The sequence below is a fragment of the Faecalicatena contorta genome, from assembly GCF_021531995.1.
Taxonomy (GTDB): domain Bacteria; phylum Bacillota; class Clostridia; order Lachnospirales; family Lachnospiraceae; genus Dorea_A; species Dorea_A contorta_A.
Genome location: NZ_JAFBIZ010000048.1, coordinates 1 through 20,609, shown reverse-complemented (window position 1 = coordinate 20,609; position 20,609 = coordinate 1). Strand labels below are relative to the sequence as shown.

General features: G+C 43.6%; 17 protein-coding genes. All 17 read right to left on the bottom strand.

What is annotated here, in order from left to right; translation table 11 throughout:
• Positions 1-3,250, bottom strand: a 3,250-nt coding sequence (locus JQM82_RS08130) for an ABC transporter permease (RefSeq protein ID WP_235249621.1), incomplete at its 3' end; no start/stop codon positions are given.
• A gap of 9 nt (positions 3,251-3,259) precedes the next feature.
• Positions 3,260-3,964 (bottom strand): ABC transporter ATP-binding protein, encoded by a 705-nt coding sequence (locus JQM82_RS08125; protein ID WP_235249619.1) that lies wholly within the window; start codon positions 3,962-3,964, stop codon positions 3,260-3,262.
• A 289-nt stretch (positions 3,965-4,253) separates the two neighbouring features.
• Positions 4,254-5,666 (bottom strand): amidophosphoribosyltransferase, encoded by a 1,413-nt coding sequence (locus tag JQM82_RS08120; RefSeq protein ID WP_235249617.1) that lies wholly within the window; start codon positions 5,664-5,666, stop codon positions 4,254-4,256.
• 112 nt (positions 5,667-5,778) lie between these two features.
• Positions 5,779-7,212, bottom strand: a complete 1,434-nt coding sequence (gatB, locus tag JQM82_RS08115) for an Asp-tRNA(Asn)/Glu-tRNA(Gln) amidotransferase subunit GatB (protein ID WP_235249615.1) — start codon at positions 7,210-7,212, stop codon at positions 5,779-5,781.
• 2 nt (positions 7,213-7,214) lie between these two features.
• Positions 7,215-8,684 (bottom strand): Asp-tRNA(Asn)/Glu-tRNA(Gln) amidotransferase subunit GatA, encoded by a 1,470-nt coding sequence (gatA, locus tag JQM82_RS08110; protein ID WP_235249613.1) that lies wholly within the window; start codon positions 8,682-8,684, stop codon positions 7,215-7,217.
• Positions 8,685-8,698: 14 nt separating this feature from the next.
• Entirely contained in the window at positions 8,699-8,992 is a 294-nt protein-coding gene (gene gatC, locus JQM82_RS08105) for an Asp-tRNA(Asn)/Glu-tRNA(Gln) amidotransferase subunit GatC (protein WP_235249611.1), read from the bottom strand.
• A 32-nt stretch (positions 8,993-9,024) separates the two neighbouring features.
• Complete coding sequence (gene aspS, locus JQM82_RS08100; RefSeq protein ID WP_235249610.1) at positions 9,025-10,359, bottom strand: aspartate--tRNA(Asn) ligase; 1,335 nt, start codon at positions 10,357-10,359, stop codon at positions 9,025-9,027.
• 386 nt (positions 10,360-10,745) lie between these two features.
• The gene (locus JQM82_RS08095) at positions 10,746-11,642 is read right to left on the bottom strand and encodes a nucleoside hydrolase (protein ID WP_235249609.1); all 897 of its coding nucleotides are present in this window, start codon (positions 11,640-11,642) and stop codon (positions 10,746-10,748) included.
• Entirely contained in the window at positions 11,639-12,655 is a 1,017-nt protein-coding gene (locus JQM82_RS08090; protein ID WP_235249608.1) for an ABC transporter ATP-binding protein, read from the bottom strand. The genes JQM82_RS08095 and JQM82_RS08090 overlap by 4 nt, the downstream gene beginning before the upstream one ends.
• A 17-nt stretch (positions 12,656-12,672) precedes the next feature.
• Positions 12,673-13,485 carry an ABC transporter permease gene (locus tag JQM82_RS08085; RefSeq protein WP_235249607.1) on the bottom strand — a complete coding sequence of 271 codons (813 nt, stop codon included), beginning with the start codon at positions 13,483-13,485 and terminating at the stop codon, positions 12,673-12,675.
• A complete protein-coding gene (locus tag JQM82_RS08080; RefSeq protein WP_235249606.1) occupies positions 13,482-14,351 on the bottom strand; it encodes an ABC transporter permease in 870 nt (289 codons plus the stop codon). The genes JQM82_RS08085 and JQM82_RS08080 overlap by 4 nt, the downstream gene beginning before the upstream one ends.
• On the bottom strand, positions 14,351-15,604 hold the full coding sequence (locus tag JQM82_RS08075; protein ID WP_235249605.1) for an ABC transporter substrate-binding protein: 1,254 nt from the start codon (positions 15,602-15,604) through the stop codon (positions 14,351-14,353). The genes JQM82_RS08080 and JQM82_RS08075 overlap by 1 nt, the downstream gene beginning before the upstream one ends.
• A 22-nt stretch (positions 15,605-15,626) precedes the next feature.
• On the bottom strand, positions 15,627-16,337 hold the full coding sequence (locus tag JQM82_RS08070) for a TVP38/TMEM64 family protein (protein ID WP_235249603.1): 711 nt from the start codon (positions 16,335-16,337) through the stop codon (positions 15,627-15,629).
• A 25-nt stretch (positions 16,338-16,362) separates the two neighbouring features.
• A complete protein-coding gene (locus JQM82_RS08065; RefSeq protein WP_235249602.1) occupies positions 16,363-17,349 on the bottom strand; it encodes a sulfurtransferase in 987 nt (328 codons plus the stop codon).
• Between the two features lie 91 nt (positions 17,350-17,440).
• Entirely contained in the window at positions 17,441-18,454 is a 1,014-nt protein-coding gene (locus JQM82_RS08060) for a phosphotransferase family protein (RefSeq protein WP_235249600.1), read from the bottom strand.
• A gap of 19 nt (positions 18,455-18,473) precedes the next feature.
• Complete coding sequence (locus JQM82_RS08055; RefSeq protein ID WP_235249599.1) at positions 18,474-19,823, bottom strand: TIGR04283 family arsenosugar biosynthesis glycosyltransferase; 1,350 nt, start codon at positions 19,821-19,823, stop codon at positions 18,474-18,476.
• On the bottom strand, positions 19,801-20,538 hold the full coding sequence (locus JQM82_RS08050; protein ID WP_235249598.1) for a TVP38/TMEM64 family protein: 738 nt from the start codon (positions 20,536-20,538) through the stop codon (positions 19,801-19,803). Before JQM82_RS08050 ends, JQM82_RS08055 begins: the two co-directional genes overlap by 23 nt.
• Positions 20,539-20,609: the final 71 nt, after the last annotated feature.

Here is a 20,609-nt window from a genome sequence, read left to right as displayed (position 1 = left end):
ACATAATTCCGTTTACAATCATGGAAAATGCTATCGTAAACAACAGACTGTATATGTAACTCGGAAAATTAATATTCCTTCCAAACATGGCCGCTTCTACTTCCACCGTCTGAATGATGAACAGATGCAGAACCCTGCCCAGTCCTACGCCGACCAACGCACCGATCAGTGTCAACAGGATATTTTCACGATACACATAACCAGCAACTTCCGGATTATAAAAACCAAGCACCCGCAAAGTTGCCAGTTCTCTTTTTCTTTCCGCAATATTGATCGTATTCAGATTATAGAGTACAACAAAGGCCAGCATTCCGGCAGATATAATCAGTACTATGATTACCAGATTCAGACTTCCGAGCATATCATCCAGCTGTTTTTCAATGTCATGCATATATCCGACACTTAAGACTTCCTCCTGTGCCAGTATCTCCTGTCCTGCATCTTCCAGATCTTCCTTAGAGTAAGAGTCGTCTACTGCAAAGAATACGCTGTTATACTCCGGTTTCTCCCCGTACACTTTCTCATAATACTTCGGAGTCATGTACATATAATGTCCCATATAGTTCTCGCAGATATGATCAATCCTTATCTCCTTATTGCCATTCTCTTTATCCCTGATACAGATGGTATCGCCTGCCTTTGCATCCAGAAGTTTTGCCGTTTTTTCACTGATAATCACTCCGTCATCTGACAGATGATACACCTCTTTTGTTTTTCGATCCCGGAAATGAACATAATCATCTGCATTCTCAGAAGAACTTAAGATACACTGATAAGTATCCCTTTCTTTCTTTCCATTGACAAGCGTGATTTTCTTCATGTCCGCTTCCATGAAGCGAGCCAGATCATCATCTTCTTCGAGGTACTGTGTCAAATGTTCTCTGTCTTCATCCGTCAGGTCTTCCTTCAGATAGATACTTCCATCGTACACCTGAATCTCTGCATACTGGAGATCCGCGATCTCATATACCGAATCACGCAGTCCAAATCCGACCAGCATCAGTGCCATACATCCACTGATTCCAAAAATCGTCATAAAAAATCGTTTTTTATAACGCATCAGATTACGAACTGTCGACTTCCATGTAAAGTTCAGATGTTTCCAGACCAATGAAATATGTTCAAGGAAGACTCGTTTTCCATTTTTTGGCGCCGGCGGACGCATCAATACGGCCGGCTGAGACTCCAGTTCCCGATAACATGCCAGAAGTGTTGCTATTGTTGTACATGCAATTGCCGCTACCGATGCCATTGCTGCATATGTCCAGTCATATGGCACCAGGATCTTCGGAATATGCCGGTACAGAATACCATATGCATATATGATAATATACGGCAGGATCTTTTCACCCACCAATACTCCAAAGACACTTCCACCAACCGTTGCAAGAAGTGCGTATCCCAGATATTTCGCAGCAATCGCAAATTTATCATATCCAAGAGCCTTCATTGTTCCGATTGAGATTCTCTGCTCTTCCACCATACGGGTCATGCTGGTCAGGCTGATCAGCGCTGCTACCAGGAAGAAGATCACTGGAAATACTCTTCCTATCGCTCCGATTCGTTCTGCGTTTTCCCCAAGTCCGGCATATTCTGTCAATGTACTTCTGTCATATACATACCATTTCGGAGATTCGATTTTGGCAATTTCTTCTTCTGCATCTGCAATCTCGGCTTCTCCATCTGCAATCTCAATTTCCGCTTCTGCCTTTCCCTCTTCATATTCTGTTCTGGCATCTGCGAGCTTTGATTCATTCTCAGCGATTTCAGATTCCCCTTTTGCAAGTTCACTTTCACTGTCCTGTATTTCCTTCCATCCAGACTGAATCTGAGCCTGCCCGTCTTTCAGCTTCTGATCAGCCTGCATAAGCTCTGCTTCACTCGCATCCAGCTGCGCCTTTGTACTCTCAAGCGTTTTCTGGGTCTCCACAAGCTGCTGTTTTGCTGCTTCCAGATTCGCCAACTGCTCCTGATAGATCTGCTCCTGTGCATCCAGAGTCGCCTTCATCTGTTCTGCCTGTATCAGCAGTTCCTGATTGTCCTCTTTCCATTTTTCGTATTCCGGCGTTCCCTCCTGTGGACTTTCCGGAATCATGGCAAGAAACTGCTCATATTCTATCCAGGAAGCATCCAGACTCTGCCGCATCACTTCAAGTCCCACTTCTCCTTCTTTGATCTGTGCCTCCGCCTGTGCCTTTCCCGATTCAAACTGTGACAGACCTGATTCGTATGCCAGACGCCCTTCTGCAAGCTGCTGCACTCCGGACTGGTACTGCTCCTTTGCCACATCCAGTTCCTGTTGTTTTTCTGCAAGGACAGATTTTGCATCCGCAATCTCTTTCCTGCCATCGCTGATCTTCTGCTTCGCATCATCCAACTGCTTCTGTGCATCCGCAAGCTCCTGTGCCGCATCATTTAGCTCTTTTTCAGCTTTCTGCTTTCCATCTTCCAGTTCTTTTCTGGCATCTGCAAGCTTTTCATTTGCCTCACCCACAATCTCCTGCCTGCGTACAGCTGCTCTTTCATCTGTAATGGCCTCTATATGATCCATTACCTCTTCCACGCAGTCTTCATATTCGTCCGAAAAAGCAAGCAGTTTTTCCGCTCCTTCCACCCGGACGTATACTTCTGTATACACATCCAGGTCAAAGGTACTCTCCGGAACGATAAGAAATGCATCTATATTACCGGTACCGATCGTTGTACTTCCCCGTCCATAAGATATGTAACAGGGGCTGTTTCCTCTTCCAACCACCTTAACTTCTTCTGTTTTTAAAGTATCAGACACCGGATCCTCTGTCCCGCTCTTCAGCGTGATCACATCTCCAATCTGATAATCCGATTCATCATCCGCCAGACATTCCCCCACTTTCTCAGGTAGTCTTCCTTCACTGACCGTAACTTCATTCATCTGTTCCTGTAAAGACATAACATGCAGTACCGTCTGTTTATCTTCTACATTGTACAGAAAATCCGCACTGTAGGCTCCCTCGGCTTCTGCAACTCCTTCTACCTCTTCTATGGCCTTTACATCATCCTCTGTTACCCCATAAGTACTGAGTGCTTTGATATCCATCAGACTGTCGCCGTCAAAATACGCATCTCCGGTAATCCGCATGGATGGTTCTGCCGCTCGGATTCCGGAAAAAAATGCCACTCCCAGTGCAACAATAAAAAGAATGGACAGGAAACGCCCCGGACTTCTTCTGATCTCCATATAAAAATCTTTACGCGTTACTTTTTTCTTCATTTTTCGCTCCTACCATTCTATCGTCTCAACAGATACCGGATGTTCGTTTCGGCTAATCCTGTATACTTTTCCATTTTTTATCTTGATCACTCTGTCTGCCATCGGTGCAATTGCCGAATTATGTGTGATCAAAATGACCGTCATTCCTTTTTCTCTGCAGGTATCCTGCAAAAGTTTTAAGATTGATTTCCCGGTATTATAATCCAGCGCTCCTGTCGGCTCATCACAGAGAAGAAGTTTCGGATTTTTCGCAAGTGCTCTTGCAATCGATACTCTCTGCTGCTCTCCGCCTGACAGCTGTGCCGGAAAATTGTCCAGTCGATCTCCCAATCCAACCTCTTCCATTACCTGTACAGCATCCATCGGATTTTTACAGATTTGAAGCGCCAGTTCTACATTCTCCAGTGCGGTCAGATTTGGAATCAGATTATAGAACTGGAACACAAAACCAATATCATCTCTCCGATAGGCCGTAAGCTGCTTCTGCGAATACCCGGAAATATCTTTTCCATCTACGATCACTTTTCCTTCTGATGCAGTATCCATGCCGCCCAGAATATTCAGCACCGTAGTCTTACCGGCACCACTCGGCCCTACCACCACAGCAAACTCTCCCTTTTGAATCTCAAAATCAATACCTGCCGCAGCCATAATCTCAACTTCTCCCATCCGATATATCTTTTTCACACCCTCCAGGGTAACAAATCCACCCATATTTGCTCCTTTCGTAATATGCATCCCGCCATTATTTCTTTATATTATAGCACGTATAAAAGATGAATAAGGGAACTTAATAATTAAATTATTCTAAAGTTACACCTGCACTATTCCCTCTGCATGAACCCCCGAAGAATCCGGCCTGAATCTGTAAAAGCCCGGGAGACAGACAGCATTCTGTCCATCTCCCGGGCTCTTATAAATTCGTAATCTGATCAGTAAGAAGCGGAGGCATCGGAATGATTTTCCCGATAAGGCCCGCGCCTTACTGCACTCATACTTTCTTTTATTCTTTGCCGTTAAAGCAATATGTACATACTTTGCAAGGTTCAATGCCAATAGACGCAAGCAGATCATCCAGTCTGTGATACCGCAGCGTCGTGAAATTCTGCTGTTTGCGAATATCCTCTATCATCTGCGCATACTTACAGCTGCACGGATTTGCATATTCCTCCAATACTTCCTTTGATACATCGTCTCCTTCGCGTTTCCTGATCATCTGTCTGGCGATCAGTTCCATCTCTGACTTGGAACGTGAAAAGTTCAGATACTTACATCCGTACATGATCGGTGGGCATGCCGGACGAACATGTACTTCCTTTGCTCCGCTCTGATACAGAAATTCTGTCGTCTCACGAAGCTGTGTTCCACGCACGATAGAATCATCAATCAGAAGGAGTTTCTTATCCTCAATCAACGCATGTACCGGAATCAGTTTCATACGCGCAATCAGATTCCTCTGATTTTGATTGGTCGGCATAAAAGAACGCGGCCATGTAGGCGTATATTTGATAAACGGTCTTGCATACGGGATGCCCGATTCATTCGCATATCCAATCGCATGTGCAATTCCGGAATCCGGAACACCCGCAACAATATCCGGATGAACGGAATCTCCATCTCTCTTTGCCAGCATACTTCCGCATCGATAACGCATCTCTTCTACATTAACTCCTTCGTAGGAAGAGGTTGGATATCCGTAATATACCCACAGGAAGGAGCATATCTTCATCTCTTCCTTCGGACCACTCAACGTCTCAACACCTTCCGGAGTAACAAATACAATCTCTGCCGGACCCAGTTCTTTGTAATCAACATATCCCAGATTAATATATGCATGACTTTCAAAAGAAACACAATATGCATTATCCTTACGGCCGATCACAAGCGGTGTTCTTCCATAACGGTCTCTGGCAGCATAGATGCCCTCCTGTGTCAGGATTAAGAGTGTCATAGAGCCGTCCACCAATTCCTGCACATATTTGATTCCCTCCAAAATAGAATCTTTTTCACAGATCAAAGCAGCAATCAATTCAGTAATATTGATCTGACCATTCGTCATTTCCTGAAAATGAGAATGCGCACTGTCATACAACCGTTCCAGAAGATCATCGTAATTATTAACCTTTCCGACGGTTGTGATTGCAAAACTTCCGAGCTTTGAACGAATCAAAAGAGGCTGAGGCTCAAAATCAGAGATACATCCGATACCAAGATTACCTTTCATTTCCCCTACATCCCGGTCAAACTTTGTACGAAACGGAGTATTTTCAATATTATGAATCGCACGATTGAATCCTCCCTCTCCGTATGTTGCCATTCCGCCGCGTCGTGTTCCCAGATGCGAATGATAATCCACACCGTAAAAAAGTTCAAGTACACAGTCTTCCTTTGATGCTACACCAAAAAAACCTCCCATATGACATCTCCTTTTCTATTATCTATATACCAAAAATTTTTGCCTTTCAAATTGTATCACAGATGATAACCCTATGTCCAGAAATCCGCATACACTCTGCAAAATGTCTGCTTTATTTCAGCATTTCCTTTAATTTTTGATTGACCATTCCAGGATTTGCCTTTCCTTTCATAGCTTTCATCGTCTGTCCTACCAGCGCGCCGAGTGCTTTTTCTTTTCCCCCTCTGTAATCAGCAACTGCCTGCGGGTTCTCTGCAATTATTTTTTCCAGAACTGCCTCCAGCGCACCTTCATCGTTTACCGTTTTTAATCCGTGTTCTTCTACATACTGATCCGGATCCACATCTTTGTCAAAGATCTGTTCAAACACCTCTTTTGCCACGGAGCTGTTGATTGTTCCCGCTTCCGTAAGCTGAATCAGTTTCGCAAGATTCTCCGGTGAAAAACTGATATCCTCCGGCTCCATCCCCTTCTCTTTCAGAAGACGCATTGTTTCTACCATGAGCCAGTTGGATACTTTCTTGGACTTTCCACAGAGCGCCGTCGTTTTTTCAAAGATATCTGCCATCTGCTTTGATTCTGTGATAATCTCCGCATCGTATTGTGGAATATCAAATTCCTTTTTATAACGTTCCAGCTTCTCGTCACGGAATTCCGGCTGCCGGGATCTGATTTTATCAATCCACTCATCACTGATTACAATCGGTACGAGATCCGGTTCCGGAAAATAACGATAATCCTGCGCATCCTCTTTTGAACGCATAGCATGCGATGATTCTTTGTTATCATCCCATCTTCTGGTCTCCTGTACAACCATTTTTCCGGCTTCAATCAGCTCTATCTGTCGTTCGTGCTCCCCTTCGATGGCTCTTGCAATCGCCTTGAAAGAGTTCAGGTTCTTCATCTCTGTACGGGTTCCGAATTCTTTTGTTCCGGCCTCTCTGACAGAAAGGTTTACGTCCGCTCTCATGGAGCCTTCCTGAAGCTTACAGTCAGAAGCTCCGAGATACTGGATAATCGTACGCAATTTTTCCAGATATGCGATTACCTCGTCCGCGGAACGCATATCCGGCTCCGATACGATCTCAACCAGAGGCACCCCACTTCGATTATAATCCACAAGAGACGTATCATCCCATTCATCATGAATCAGCTTTCCGGCATCTTCTTCCATATGCATCTCATGAATACGTACTTTCTTCTTTGTATCTCCAACCTCAATCTCTACATAACCATTTCTGGCAATCGGAAGATACAGCTGTGAGATCTGATAATTCTGCGGATTGTCCGGATAAAAATAATTTTTCCGGTCAAACTTACATACCTTTGTAATATCACAGTTTGTTGCAAGACCAATTGCCATTGCATATTCTACCACCTGTTTGTTCAACACCGGAAGAGACCCCGGCATACCGGTACATACCGGACAGGTATGTGTATTTGGTGCTCCCCCAAATTCCGTGCTGCAGGAACAGAATATCTTCGTTTTCGTTGCAAGTTCTACATGGACTTCCAGTCCGATGACAGTTTCATATTGTTTTGCCATGATTATCTTGCCTCCTTTGCGATCTCTGGTCTCTCATAAGTTTTTGTCTGTTCAAATGTATATGCCGCACGAATAATCTTATTTTCTTCAAAGCAATTTCCAATGATCTGCATGCCGACCGGAAGTCCCTTCGTATCTTTTCCGACCGGAATTGTAATTCCCGGAAGTCCTGCAAGGTTTACAGATATTGTATAAATGTCTCCCAGATACATTTGAATCGGATCACTTAAACTTTTTCCGATTTCCGGAGCAGTTGTTGGTGCTGCCGGTGCAATGATCACATCATACTTTTCGAATGCCCGGTCAAACTCCTGCTTAATCAATGCCTTGGTACGTAATGCCTTCAAGTAATAAGCATCATAATATCCGGAACTCAGAACGAATGATCCCAGCATGATTCTTCGTTTTACCTCCGGTCCAAACCCTTCAGAACGAGTCTTCTTATACATATTGTGAAGCCCTTCATACGTTTCCGTGCGATATCCATATTTCACGCCATCAAACCGTGCAAGATTGGAACTTGCTTCCGCAGAAGCAATTACATAGTATGCCGGAATTGCATATTTCACCAGATTCAGATCAAATTCTTCTACGATTGCTCCTTTTTCTTCCAGTACCTTTACCGCATTCAAAATAGGTTCTCTTACTTCCGCATCCAGGCCATCACCAAAATAACTTCTTGGAATTCCGATCTTCATCCCCTTCACGTCATTTTTCAGCGCACTTGTAAAGTTATATGTTTCTCTTGCGATGGATGTACTATCTTTTGTATCATAGGACGCGATCGTCTCCAGAATCGTTGCACAGTCTGTAACATCTTTTGCAATCGGTCCGATCTGATCCAGAGAAGACCCATAAGCAACCAGACCATACCGTGATACAGTTCCGTACGTTGGCTTAATGCCGACAACTCCACAGAAGGAACTTGGCTGACGAATGGAACCGCCTGTATCAGACCCCAATGCGTACGGGCATTCTTCTGCTGCAACCGCTGCACAGGAACCACCGGAAGATCCACCCGGAACATGTTCCAGATTCCACGGGTTTTTCGTTGCGCCATAATAGGAAGTCTCAGTTGTACTTCCCATGGCGAATTCATCCATATTTGTTTTACCTATAATAACCGCACCTGCTTTTTCCAGATTCAGAACTGCCTCCGAAGTAAATGTAGGTCTGAAATTCTCCAGGATCTTAGAGCTACAGGTTGTCAGCATACCTTTCGTACACATATTATCCTTGATTGCTACCGGAACACCTGCAAGCGGCCCTGTCAGGATCCCATCATCAATCTGCTTTTGCACTTCTTCTGCACGCTTTAATGCACCTTCCTTATCAACTGTAACAAAACTGTGTACATCTTTTTCTACTTTTTCTATCTGTGCGATGGAGGCTTTTACGGCATCCATGACAGATATTTCTTTTGCTTTGATTTTTTTCCCCAGCTCTACCGCTGTTAAGCTTGTAATATCCATACCGTATCTTCCTCCTATCCTATCGTCTTCGGCACTTTAAAGCTCTGATCTTTCTTTAGTGGTGCATTTGCCAGTGTATCTTCACTTCCATCCCCATTGACCACTACATCTTCTCGAAATACATTGTGAACCGGAAATACATGAGACATCGGCTCAATTCCCTCTGTGTCCAGTTCATTTAATGTATCGATATAATCCAGCATCTTCTCCATGTCAGCCTTGGCATCCTCTTTTTCCTGACCGGACAGCTCCAGTTTTGCAAGAATGCCTACATATTCAATGGTCTCATCTGATATCTTATTTGCCATTCTTTTTTCCTCCCGACTTTTCTCTCCTGATTCTAAGGCTCCAGCCTGCTCAAATCTCTTGGGAACAATGTTGTCTCCCTTACATTATCTTCTCCGATCAGCTGCATCGTCAGACGCTCCAGACCAATTCCCAGACCTCCATGTGGCGGCATGCCATGCTTAAAGGTTGACAGATACTGCTCCATGCCTTCCTCTGACATTCCTCTTGCTTCGATCTTCTCTGTCAGCATCTTATAATCATGAATACGCTGTCCTCCGGTTGTAATCTCAAGTCCGCGGAATAACAGATCAAAGCTCAATGTATATCTGGTATCCTCCGGATCATCCATTGCATAAAACGGACGCTTTTTGGACGGATAGTGAGTTACAAACACAAAATCACTGTTCCACTCTTCTTTTGCGTACCGCCCGATCAGGACCTCTTCCTCCGGCTCCAGGTCAAATGGGTTTCTCATCTTATGACCATACTTTTCGGCAACCAGTTCTTTAATCTCTTTAAACGGAACTGCCGGAATCTGATCCACCTGCGGAAGCGTTACTCCAAGAATCTTCAACTCTTTTGCATATTCCTTATCCAGAAGATCCATTGCATACTGTAAAAATCCGGTCTCCATTGCCATAATATCTTCAAATCCATCAATATATCCCATCTCAAAGTCAAGACTGGTATATTCATTCAGATGACGTTTTGTGTTATGCTTTTCAGCACGAAATACCGGCGCAGTTTCAAATACTCTGTCGAATACACCTACCATCATCTGCTTATAAAACTGTGGGCTCTGTGCCAACACTGCAGGTCTGTGGAAATAATCCAGTTTAAAAATATTCGCGCCTCCCTCAGCTCCTTTTGCTCCGATCTTCGGTGTATGGATCTCTGTAAATCCCTGACTGTACAGGAAATCACGGAACGCCCTGGTAAGTCCTTCCTGTATTCTGAATTTTGCGCGTTCTCTGATATTTCTCAGAGAAATAGAACGATAATTCAATTTTGCTTCCAGAGACGTATTTAACTTCCATTTGGATATTGCAAGCGGCATCATCTCATCTGCCGGCTCACTCAAGATCCTCAGTTTTTCCATACGGACTTCGATTCCGTTTGGTGCTTTCTCATTTGCCTCCAGAACACCTTCTACCTCTATTGTTGCCGCTTCCTGAATCTCTTTCAGATCAAAATCTGCAGAACCTTCTTCATATACACACTGAAGAAGCCCTTCTCTTTTTCTCAGAATCACAAATGCCACGGTACCCATATCGCGGATCGTATGAACCGCACCGTTCACCTTAACTTTTGATCCCTGCACTGCCTGTTCCATCAATTCGCTGATTTCCAGTGTTTCTTTTGGCTGAACGCCTGTTAAATAATCCATGCTGTTTTCCTCCTTTTCTTCCCGGGACGAATAGCTTGCAAAAAAAGAACCGTCCCGGAATACATACGTATTCCGGGACGGATATCATCTTCGCTATCCGCGGTACCACCCGCATTGAACCCAGCATCGGGTTCCTCTCTCGCGCGTAACGTGCGCCAACGTACTGACCTACTTAGGTTCAATCAGTCTGCTCCGGAGTGTTCCCTATTGTTCTTATTCCTCAAGCAGCGCTCTCAGTCGGTGACGCCACATTCCTGTCAAGTTCCAAAGAACAGAGTCTCTTTCATCGCTTTACTTTTATAAATTGAAATTTTTAATATATGGTAGCACATGTGTTTTTTGTTTGCAAGGCAAAATTTTCATTTTTTTATATTTAAACCATTTTTTCACACCGTCGAATCCATATTTGATCTCTTTGGCATTTCCACATTCATCCAGGTATCATATATATTCCTTTTAAAAGCCTGTTCTTCCAAAATCACAGGAAGATTACATTCATGTCTCCCGTTCCCGGACGCACGCAGATATCCCGTCTTTAGATCTTCCTCCGAAAAATGATATCTGTCTTTCACATCATCAAACAACTCCGGATGCATCAGATAGACCGCAGCCGTAACGTCCCAGTTATAAAATCCCTGAATTCCATAATCCTCCTGATTATAGCCAAACCAGTAATCTGTGCGTTCCCGAATATATTTCGCAATATCTCTGTCACTTGTAAACAGTTCTTTTTTATATTCTTTTTTCGTAAAAAGCACTTTCAGACAGTTATTTCCTGTGATAACAGAAACGCGTCTGCCTTTTTCCAGAACCGTGAGAGACGCAAGTGGGTCACAGGAAAAATTGAGCTCATTCATCACCTTTTTTTCAAAAACCAGCGGCTTCGTAATTCCACCCATCAGCACAATTTCTTTTACATTATCAAAAAACTTCGGATCCCGAAGATAAGCACCCCTTAAATTCGTCAGAGAACCCGTTGCCAGAATTGACAGCTCTCCCCGGTACTTACGCGCCATATCGGCAAGATAATCTGCAGCCTCGCTCTGATAATCACCCGCACAGTTTCCACCTCTTTTCAGAGCAATATCTTCCCTTCCGATCTCCTTTAACATCTTTTGAATCGTTTGATGAACTATCTCAATCGTACTGTTGCCAAATGTCGATGTAATCCCATGAACGATCGCATCCTTACATCCAAGCAGATACAACAGTGCAAGCCCGTCATCCACATCACAATTCTTTACGCCAAACGTATTATCACAATCATATACAATATGTTTCATTGGTAATAAACCACCTCTTTCTCGTTCACTGCAATTCCTGAACGATCCCCGACTTTCAGATTTCTTACACGTCTTTCATTCCCGGATACCGAACAGATCACCGTACCCTCTGAAGTCTTAATACTGATCTCAGCCGTCTCACCCATAAATTCTATTTTTTCGATTGTACCACTCTCACCTGCATCGATTAATTGCATACTGAAAGGACGTATCATGGCATCATACGCTCCATCCGGCATATCTGTCTTCCAGCTTCCAAGCCCACACCGGAATATCCCCTGCACAGCATTTCCCCGAAGATAATTCGTTTTTCCGAAATATTCCGCAACTGCTTTTGTCTGTGGATGATAGAAAATCTCCTCCGGAGATGCATATTGCAGGATTCTCCCATCACTCATAAGTGCGATCCTGTCTGACATCTGAAGTGCTTCTCTCTTATCGTGTGTCACCAGAATTGTTGTAAGCTTCCATTCCTGATGCAGCCTTTTTACCAGAGCTCCCATCTCCATTCTCAGTTTCTCATCCAATCCGGAAAAGGGCTCATCCAGAAGCAGTACTTTGGGTTCTGCCGCCAAAGCTCTTGCAAGAGCCACTCTTTGAAGCTGTCCTCCCGACATCTCCTTCATACGTCGCTCCCCATAACCGGACAACTGAACATCTTCAAGAAGTTCTTCCACACGTTTTTTTTGTTCTTTTTTCGGCACTTTCTTCAATTGCAGGGCAAAGGATATGTTTTTTTCCACTGTCATATGCGGAAATAATCTCAGATCCTGAAATACAATGACCGTCCCCCGTTTTTCCGGCGCTACATGATCCATCTTCTGCTCGTCAATACTGATCGATCCGTCTTCTGTCTCCAGCAGTCCTGCAATACTTTTCAGCAATGTCGTTTTTCCACAGCCAGATGCACCAAGGAGTGAGACAAACTCTCCTTTTCTGATCTCCAGACTAACATCATGAAGAATCTCCTCTTTCTGCAGTTTTATACTCAAATTCTCTATTTTAAGGCTCATGCTTTCTCCTAATTGATCTATGAATAAAATTCCGTACTGTTATTTTTACTGATTTTTCCCGCAGTCCATTCAAATATTCCAAACAACACCAGAGTAATCCCAAGAAAGATCACACTGTAAACACATGCAATATTTCTGTCTCCTCCCTGCAGATACGGAACCATTACAATTGTAAAAGTTTTTACCTGTCCGCCACCAATCAGCAGTGTCAGAAAATATTGACTGAAAGATACGATATAAGCCATGCTGAATGCTGACAGAAGAACCGGTATCAGAAGCGGAAGAGTCACTCGGAAAAACGCCTGTACTGCCGAAGCTCCCAGCACTCTTGCCTGTTCTTCCAATCCATCTCCCAACGCCTCCGTCCCATCCATCAGAAGCCGGACTGCATACGGAAGAGAACAAACCAGATGTGCACATATGACTCCCCAAACCGTATTATTCCATCCAAGTTTAATAAACGTAACCTGAATCCCCATGGCAAATACCGTCACCGGAACCATAAATGGCAGGATGGAACAGAAATACATAACGTCTCTCCCCTTAAATTGATACAGCACCAGTGCTCTGGCAGTCATTGTTCCTATAACGACCGCCACTGCCGCCACTGCCAGTGAGATGAATACACTCGAGAGCATCATCTGCCCCAGCCGGGTGGATTTTCTGAGTATTCCCTCTATTGCACGAAATGAAAAAACCTGCGGAAGAATATCTGGCCATGCCCATCGCTCTGTAAATGCCCAGATGACCATCCATACCACAGGAACAACGATCAGCAGTGCAAAAATCATCAATATTATTCTTATCATCCTATGATTTCTCGTTTTCATTTTTTACCAGACATCCCCTTTATATTTTTCTTCATCAATATAAAATATGCCACTGCACAGAGCAGGGATATCATAATAATGATTCCATTCAGAGCCATCGCATACGGACGGTGCCTGAGGTCAGGATGAATATATTGTATATATGCCAGAATCGGAAGTGCTTTTGGCGCCGTTGCCCCTAGAAGCAGTGGCAGTTCATAGGCCCCCAGGGCAAATACGAATATGATCAGAAAACCGCTCAGAATGGTATTTCTGCATAAGGGAAGTGTAACCTTCCGAAACGCAGTCCATCTGCCCGCGCCAAGATTCACGGCTGCTTCTCCAAGGTTATTATTGATATTGGCCATCAACGCAATCGTAAAATATACAATAAAAGGAATCTCCTTCCACAAATATGCCAGGATAATTCCGACTCCATGTGTATCGTAGATCAACACAGGAAAATCCTTCTGATCCCGGGTCATACCAAATGCATATGCACATCTTGCCAGAAATCCGTTCTGTGACAGAATGTTGATTACAAACAATGCCACAACAACATGGGGCACTGTAATCGGCAATTGAACGATCCTCATCATCAGACCTTTCGCCTTATCACTCATTACCAGAAGCATACACAGAAAAACCCCCGCCACTGTCGCCAGCAATGCCGAGGTGAATGCAATATATAAACTGAAAAATACGGATGTCAACATATCCGGTCTGGTTAATACCTCTTTATAATACTGCAGTGTTGGTTCCGTTAAATCAAATGCTGGAATCACCCCCAGACTTTGGATGATTCCAGTACATAATCCTATAAAAAACAATATTGTAAGTATTATTTGCGGAACTAACAACAGATATGGTGCCAGTTTCTTTCGCATTATTTGCCAACGACCTCTTCTTCCCAGATTTCTTCAATGATCGGAACCAATTCAGCCGGCATTTCCGGGAGACGCTTCTCCAGAAGCTCATCCTGCGGAATCGTGCCCCTTCCCAGGTCTACTTTGTCAAATTCTGCTTTCTGTTCATCCGAAAGCTTATCATAATCAACAACCGGCAATACTTTCAGTGTGTTGTATCTGTCCGCCTGAATCTCCGGTGACATCATCTCATTGATGGCAACCATTGCTCCAGCTTTATTCTGGGAATTTGCTGCAATTGCCATAAAGTTTGTATTTCCAATCGTACCCTTATCAAACTGGAATGTCTGAGTTGTTTCCGTGTAAGTGCCCTCTTCAATCTTCACAGCTGTCGCAAAAGCATCATACGTTACATTTAATATCACTTCTCCATCTGCAAACATATTATCAAGAGTCGTGGAAGAATCCGGGAAAGTCTTTCCTTCATTCCACAGATAAGGATTCAGCCGTCTCAGATATTCCATAGCCGGTTCCACAGCTTCTTTCACAGTCTCTTTGTCAGCTTCCATGTTAAGGAACTGCTCATAGCCACAGATTTCATAGATAATGTTTCTAACAAACACACTCCCTGTAAAATCCGGAAGTGCCGGATAAGTAACTTTGCCCGGATATTTTTTTACGTATTCCAGCAGTTCGTCCGCACTCTTCGGAAATTCAGATGTCACAGCAGTATCTCCAACCAAAACCATCTGGGCTTTCCCGTAAGGCGCTTCATAGCCCTCGATCGGATACGCAAAATCCAGCGTAACATCTTCAGACTCGGTGTCAATATAATCATTAAAATTCGGAAGCTTGTCTGTAAACGGTCCATAAAGCATATGATTTTCCTTCGCAGACTGGAAATTTTCGCCGTTGATCCAGATCATATCGATGCTTCCGTCTTCCTCACCGGCCTGGAGTTCACCGGACAACTGACTTAAGATCTGATCAATATCCATCGGTACTCTTTCCATCGTAATATCATACTTGTCTTTCATCAGAGGCGCAAATACATCATCCAGCCATTCGTTCAGCTTCTCATCTCCACCCCAGCCATAAAAGGTCACCGTAGATCCCTTTGCAGCTTCTTTCAGTTCATCAAAGCTCATTTCTTCTATCGATTTTTCACTGCTGCTGTCATCACTTCCGGAAGCCTCTTCACTTTTGCTTCCACACGCTGCAAGCGACAGCATCATCAATGCAGCTAAAACAACAGATATTATTCTTCTTTTCATACGTATCTTCTCCCCGTAAATATTATTTTGCTTTTTTCTTTTGCCGCTCTGAATAAACCTGTTTCAGAAGAACGATCAGAGCTGCAAGTGCAAACAGGATGAATAATGCCGATACCAGCATCTTCGCTCCTCCTGTCAGCATTCCTCCTACATAGGAGTATACGATTGTCGCCGGAAGCTGACCGATTCCCGTTGCAAGGAAAAAACTCCCGAACGACATCGATGTAAGTCCTGCCGCATAGCTTACAATGTCAAAGGAAATAAAGGGAAGAAGCCTTGCTATTAATATGCTGAGCTGACCGTGTTTGTCAAAGAACTCATCAATCTGTTCCAGCCCTGCTTTACTGGTAAGCTTTTCTACCACATCCCGTCCCAGGATTCTTGCAATAAAGAAACAAACTGCGGCTCCTGCCATAGCACTTGACCAGGACAGGATTGCTCCTTTCCACCATCCGAACAGACTGGCATTGGCAAAAGTAATCAAAAAAGCCGGAAGCGGTGCCGCTATTGACTGTAAGATCATCAATGAAAATGATACCAGAACTGCATACACGCCATAAGATGCAACAAATTCTCTTACCACTGTAAAATCTCCGCTCGCGAACATTTTTACAATATTATTCATCGTCTGATTGACAGACGGAATAAGATAATATGCAGCAATCGCAGCTACAATTAATACAATTACAATAATTTTCCCCATCCATGACTTTTTATTCGTATTCTCTTCCATGTCTTATCTCCATCTGATCCTGCCGTTATTCAAGTTCCCCGACTGCTGCCCATCTGTAGAAGGATTCATCATAGTTTTTCACCTGCTCAAAACCACACATTTCCATGACAAGCTGCATATATGCAGAACGGATTCCTCCTGTGCAATAGGTTACAATCTGATCGTCCTGAGACAGTCCCGCATCTTCAAACATCTGTGTAAGTTCAGCATTCGTCTTTAATGTAGAATCCTCCTGAAACAAATCTGTAAAACGAATGTGAATCGCTCCCGGAAGATGTCCTCCATTAGCCTCTCCGTACAGAATCTCTCCGTTATATTCTTCATCTGCACGAACATCTACCACTTTATAACTGTCATAATTTTCCTGAAGTTCATCTGTATTGATTACATGTGTTTCATCAATTGCATCAACCGTAACCTCGCATGGCTGTGGCTGTGAAGCCCCCTGCTGCATCTCGGCACCGGCTTCTTTCAGACCCTGAAATCCACCATTCACGATCTTTACATCTTCATAACCGGCAGCGAGAAGTTCCCATGCAATACGGCCATCATCTCCCCAGCCTTCATCTGCTGCTGCAAATAAGATAATCTCCTTCTCCTTATCCAGACCAAGTTCCCCCAGTCTCTGCCCAAGACGTTCTGTATCCAGGATACATCCCCAGTTTGCATCTCCGGGAGCACCGTCTTCACAGGTTGCAAGATACTGCCATGTTGTTGCGATCGCACCTTGTACCGTTTCTTCTGCAGCTGCCTCTTCCCCACGGGCATCTACAAGAATGACATCTTCACTGTCCATATGTTCAATTACATAATCAGTGTTAACAACATACTTCCCGGTAAACTCATCTGCAGTTGCCTCTTCATCTGTTTCTTCTTTCTGCTCTTCTGTTTCGGTTGTTTCTTTCACTTCTTCCTTCGGAGCTTCTTCTTTCTCGGATCCACAGCCTGCCAGACCAGCTGCTATAACCATCGCAAGAAACAGTGCAGCATATTTCTTCATTCTTCTCATCATTTTACCTCCCAGTTTAATTCATTTGTTCATTCTATTCTATCATCGTATCCTCTGCCAGTCTAATTGTTTTCATCTATGTGTATTATAGATATTATCTATGCATAATAAACTCCCGGATCATCGAAAGGAACTCATCTGCCAGATACTGATCCAGTTTCTGTCTCGTTGATTCATTAACGATAAGCTTGTCCGGCTGCTGGTACTGTACCCATGCCATTGCACACCATGTGACCCCGCGCAGACAATTGATCTGCGCATACAAAAGCGCTCTTTCCTTCAATCCTTCCGTTGGATATCTCCCATTCACCTTTTCAATATATCCATCCAGAAATCGTTCCATCTCAGGAACCGTCAGAATCACATCCGTCTTCCAGAACGTTGTTGTGGGCGCAATAAAATGCCCGAGATCCTGTGCCGGATCTCCATACAAAGGTTTTTCCCAGTCTATCAGGTAATCTCTTTCTCCCTCAGCATTTATCAGAAAATTTGTAGAATTCAGCTCTGTATTAATACAGCAGCGATAATCAGGCCGGCACTCTTCTCTTTCTATTTTTTCCCATCCATATTCCAGCAACTGCCGCAGAGTCGATTTTTTTTCTTCATCCGCAAGCACTGATTCCATATAGACTCTGACCATTTCTTCACACTCTTCCAGAATTGCGCGCAGAGGATCCTTTGGACGAAGCAGACGGTTGTCCCCCTCAAGTTTCATACTGTGAATGTCTGCCAGACACCCTGCTGCCCGTTCCAGCTCAGTTCGATAATCCAGACTGTGTCCCGGAAGATATTCCATAACCAGTATCCCATAATCCAGTATTTCTTTTTCTCCATCCACATATAATACTTTTGGTGTCCTTCCGGTCTTTTCCAGAAGCCTTAGCGCATAACCTTCATACTCTATCTGGTCTTCCAGATGCATCTGGCTTCCACAATTGACCCGGAGCAGAAGCCTTTGACCTGTGACCGGATGCACAAACAGGTAATTGATATTATACTCGCCCTGTGCAAGAAGCCGATACTCCTCACATACCTGGTCCGGAAGGCCAAGCGCCTCACGATATTTTTTCCCACTGACATATTCATATAAGCCTTTTATTCTGTCCATCCGTTCTTTCCCTCTTTCTCTATCTGATATCCGGATACTGCCGTGCAATTTTTTCCGCCGACACATGCTTCCTGTATTGCAAGCGCAGCCAGTGCATTTTTGCCATAACAGCTAATTTTTTGAAACTTCCTCCCTCAAACCTCCGATCTGATGAGTAGATCCGGTGCTTTGTAATCCCTGTTTTCTCTTTTCTCTTTTTTAAACTCAATGAAAACTGATAATCTTCCATGATTGGCATATCCGGAAACATTCCAACTTCAAAGAACAGATCTCTGTCAATAAAAATCCCCTGATCTCCAAACATGATTTTTCTGTGTTTTGCCCTCCAGTTGGAAGCAATCCTGCAGGTAAACATAAAAAAATTATGCGACTGAAATGCCACCCCAAAACACCCGACTCTGTGATCTTTCATGACATATCGGATCTCTTCCAGTGGATGCAGCGGCAATTCACTGTCACAATGTAAAAAAAACAGGATATCACCACTACTTGCTTTTGCGCCGGCATTCATCTGATTGGCTCTTCCTTTCGGTGCCCGGATTACTCTGTATTCTGTCCCGAGCTTCTCAAGAGTCCGATCTGTACTTCCTCCGTCTACAAACAGAATCTCACAGTGTTTTTTGAGTCCTCTTAATTGTTCTTTTAACCTGCCCACTGTTTTTTCTTCATTGTATATCGGAATAATTATGGATATCCTGCTGGTTCGCATCAAATACTTTCCAGTATATGTATACCGGAGATTTCGTTCTGTTCTCATACGATTCCGATATGCAGCAAGATCTTCTCTGGTATCCATATCCTCCAGCTCCGTAACGAACCCCGCCGTAATCCCTTTACTTTTAAGACTCTCAATCGTATGATCCAGAACACTTCCATGTCCGTAGCTTTGTTTTTCAAAAGTTTCCGCAAGAGGTTTTTTCATTCCAGTCAGATAATATCCTCCATCCGCAGTTGGTCCGAATACCACATCGTAATGATCAAGTGCCGCAAAAGCCTCTTTCAGATATTTTGCCTGAATCTCCGGAATATCCGTACCGATCAGCACACACTTTTCATACCCCTTTTCAAGTATGTCCCGAATTGCCACATACATCCGTTGTCCAAGGTTGTCTCCCTTCTGCACTTCAAATCCTTTTGCATATTCAAAGATCTCTTCCAGGATTCCCACCGGTCCTTCCGGTGTATAATAGACAAATACATCGGCCGCAGATTGTCTGCATGCAACTGCAATATCTTTCAGAAAATTCGTATGCAGCCTCGCACACTGTTCTGCATCCAGATACGGCATCATTCTTGTCTTGGTCTGTCCCGGAAGTGGGATCCTTGTAAATACAACCACTGCCTGATTACACTTCTTCCATACCGTCATTCTCTGTCTTACCCTCTTTTATATAATGTTTTTTCAAATAGATTCCGATTCCAACCATCAAACTTGCCATAAATAGTGCTATTCCAATATAAAGAACTCTGTTTTCTGAATCCGCCAGTCCTGCTGCACCAATCGTGTACATTGCTGTTCCCGGAAGCATAAATAACATTGAAAATACCGCATAGGTTCCTGCCCCGATATCGGTTACTCCATAAGCAAAGTTTTGAAGATTATAAGGAAAAACCGGGACAAGTCTGGTGATCATCAAAACAAATATTTCATTTTTACCTGATTCGTCAAACAACCATTTTTTCAGATAACGATTCTTCATTGCCAGTGGTTTGATACTGTCTTTCAAAAAAAATCTACCCATAAAAAAAGCCAGAATCGCACCGACCGTTGTTGCCGCTGAACAAAATACAGTTCCCCATACAGGTCCAAATAATATCCCCGCAATAATTGCAAAGGTAACTCCGGGAAGTGCCAGCACCACACATCCAACAATCGTCAGTACCATATATATGATCGACGCTATAGCCAGATTTTGCTCAACCATTCTTTCCAGAAATTCCAGATTGTCCATATCCCCCAGATAAGAAGACCATCCGAAGACCTGGTTCAAAACAATGACAATCAGCAGAATTCCAATAAATATCCACAATTTTTTATTCTTCATATTCCCGCACCAATTTCCTGAATTTCTGATGCTTATCATATCATTTTCCTTCCATTCCTTCCAATAGCTATTTTCAATAACTATCTTTTATCATTGATATATTCTATATG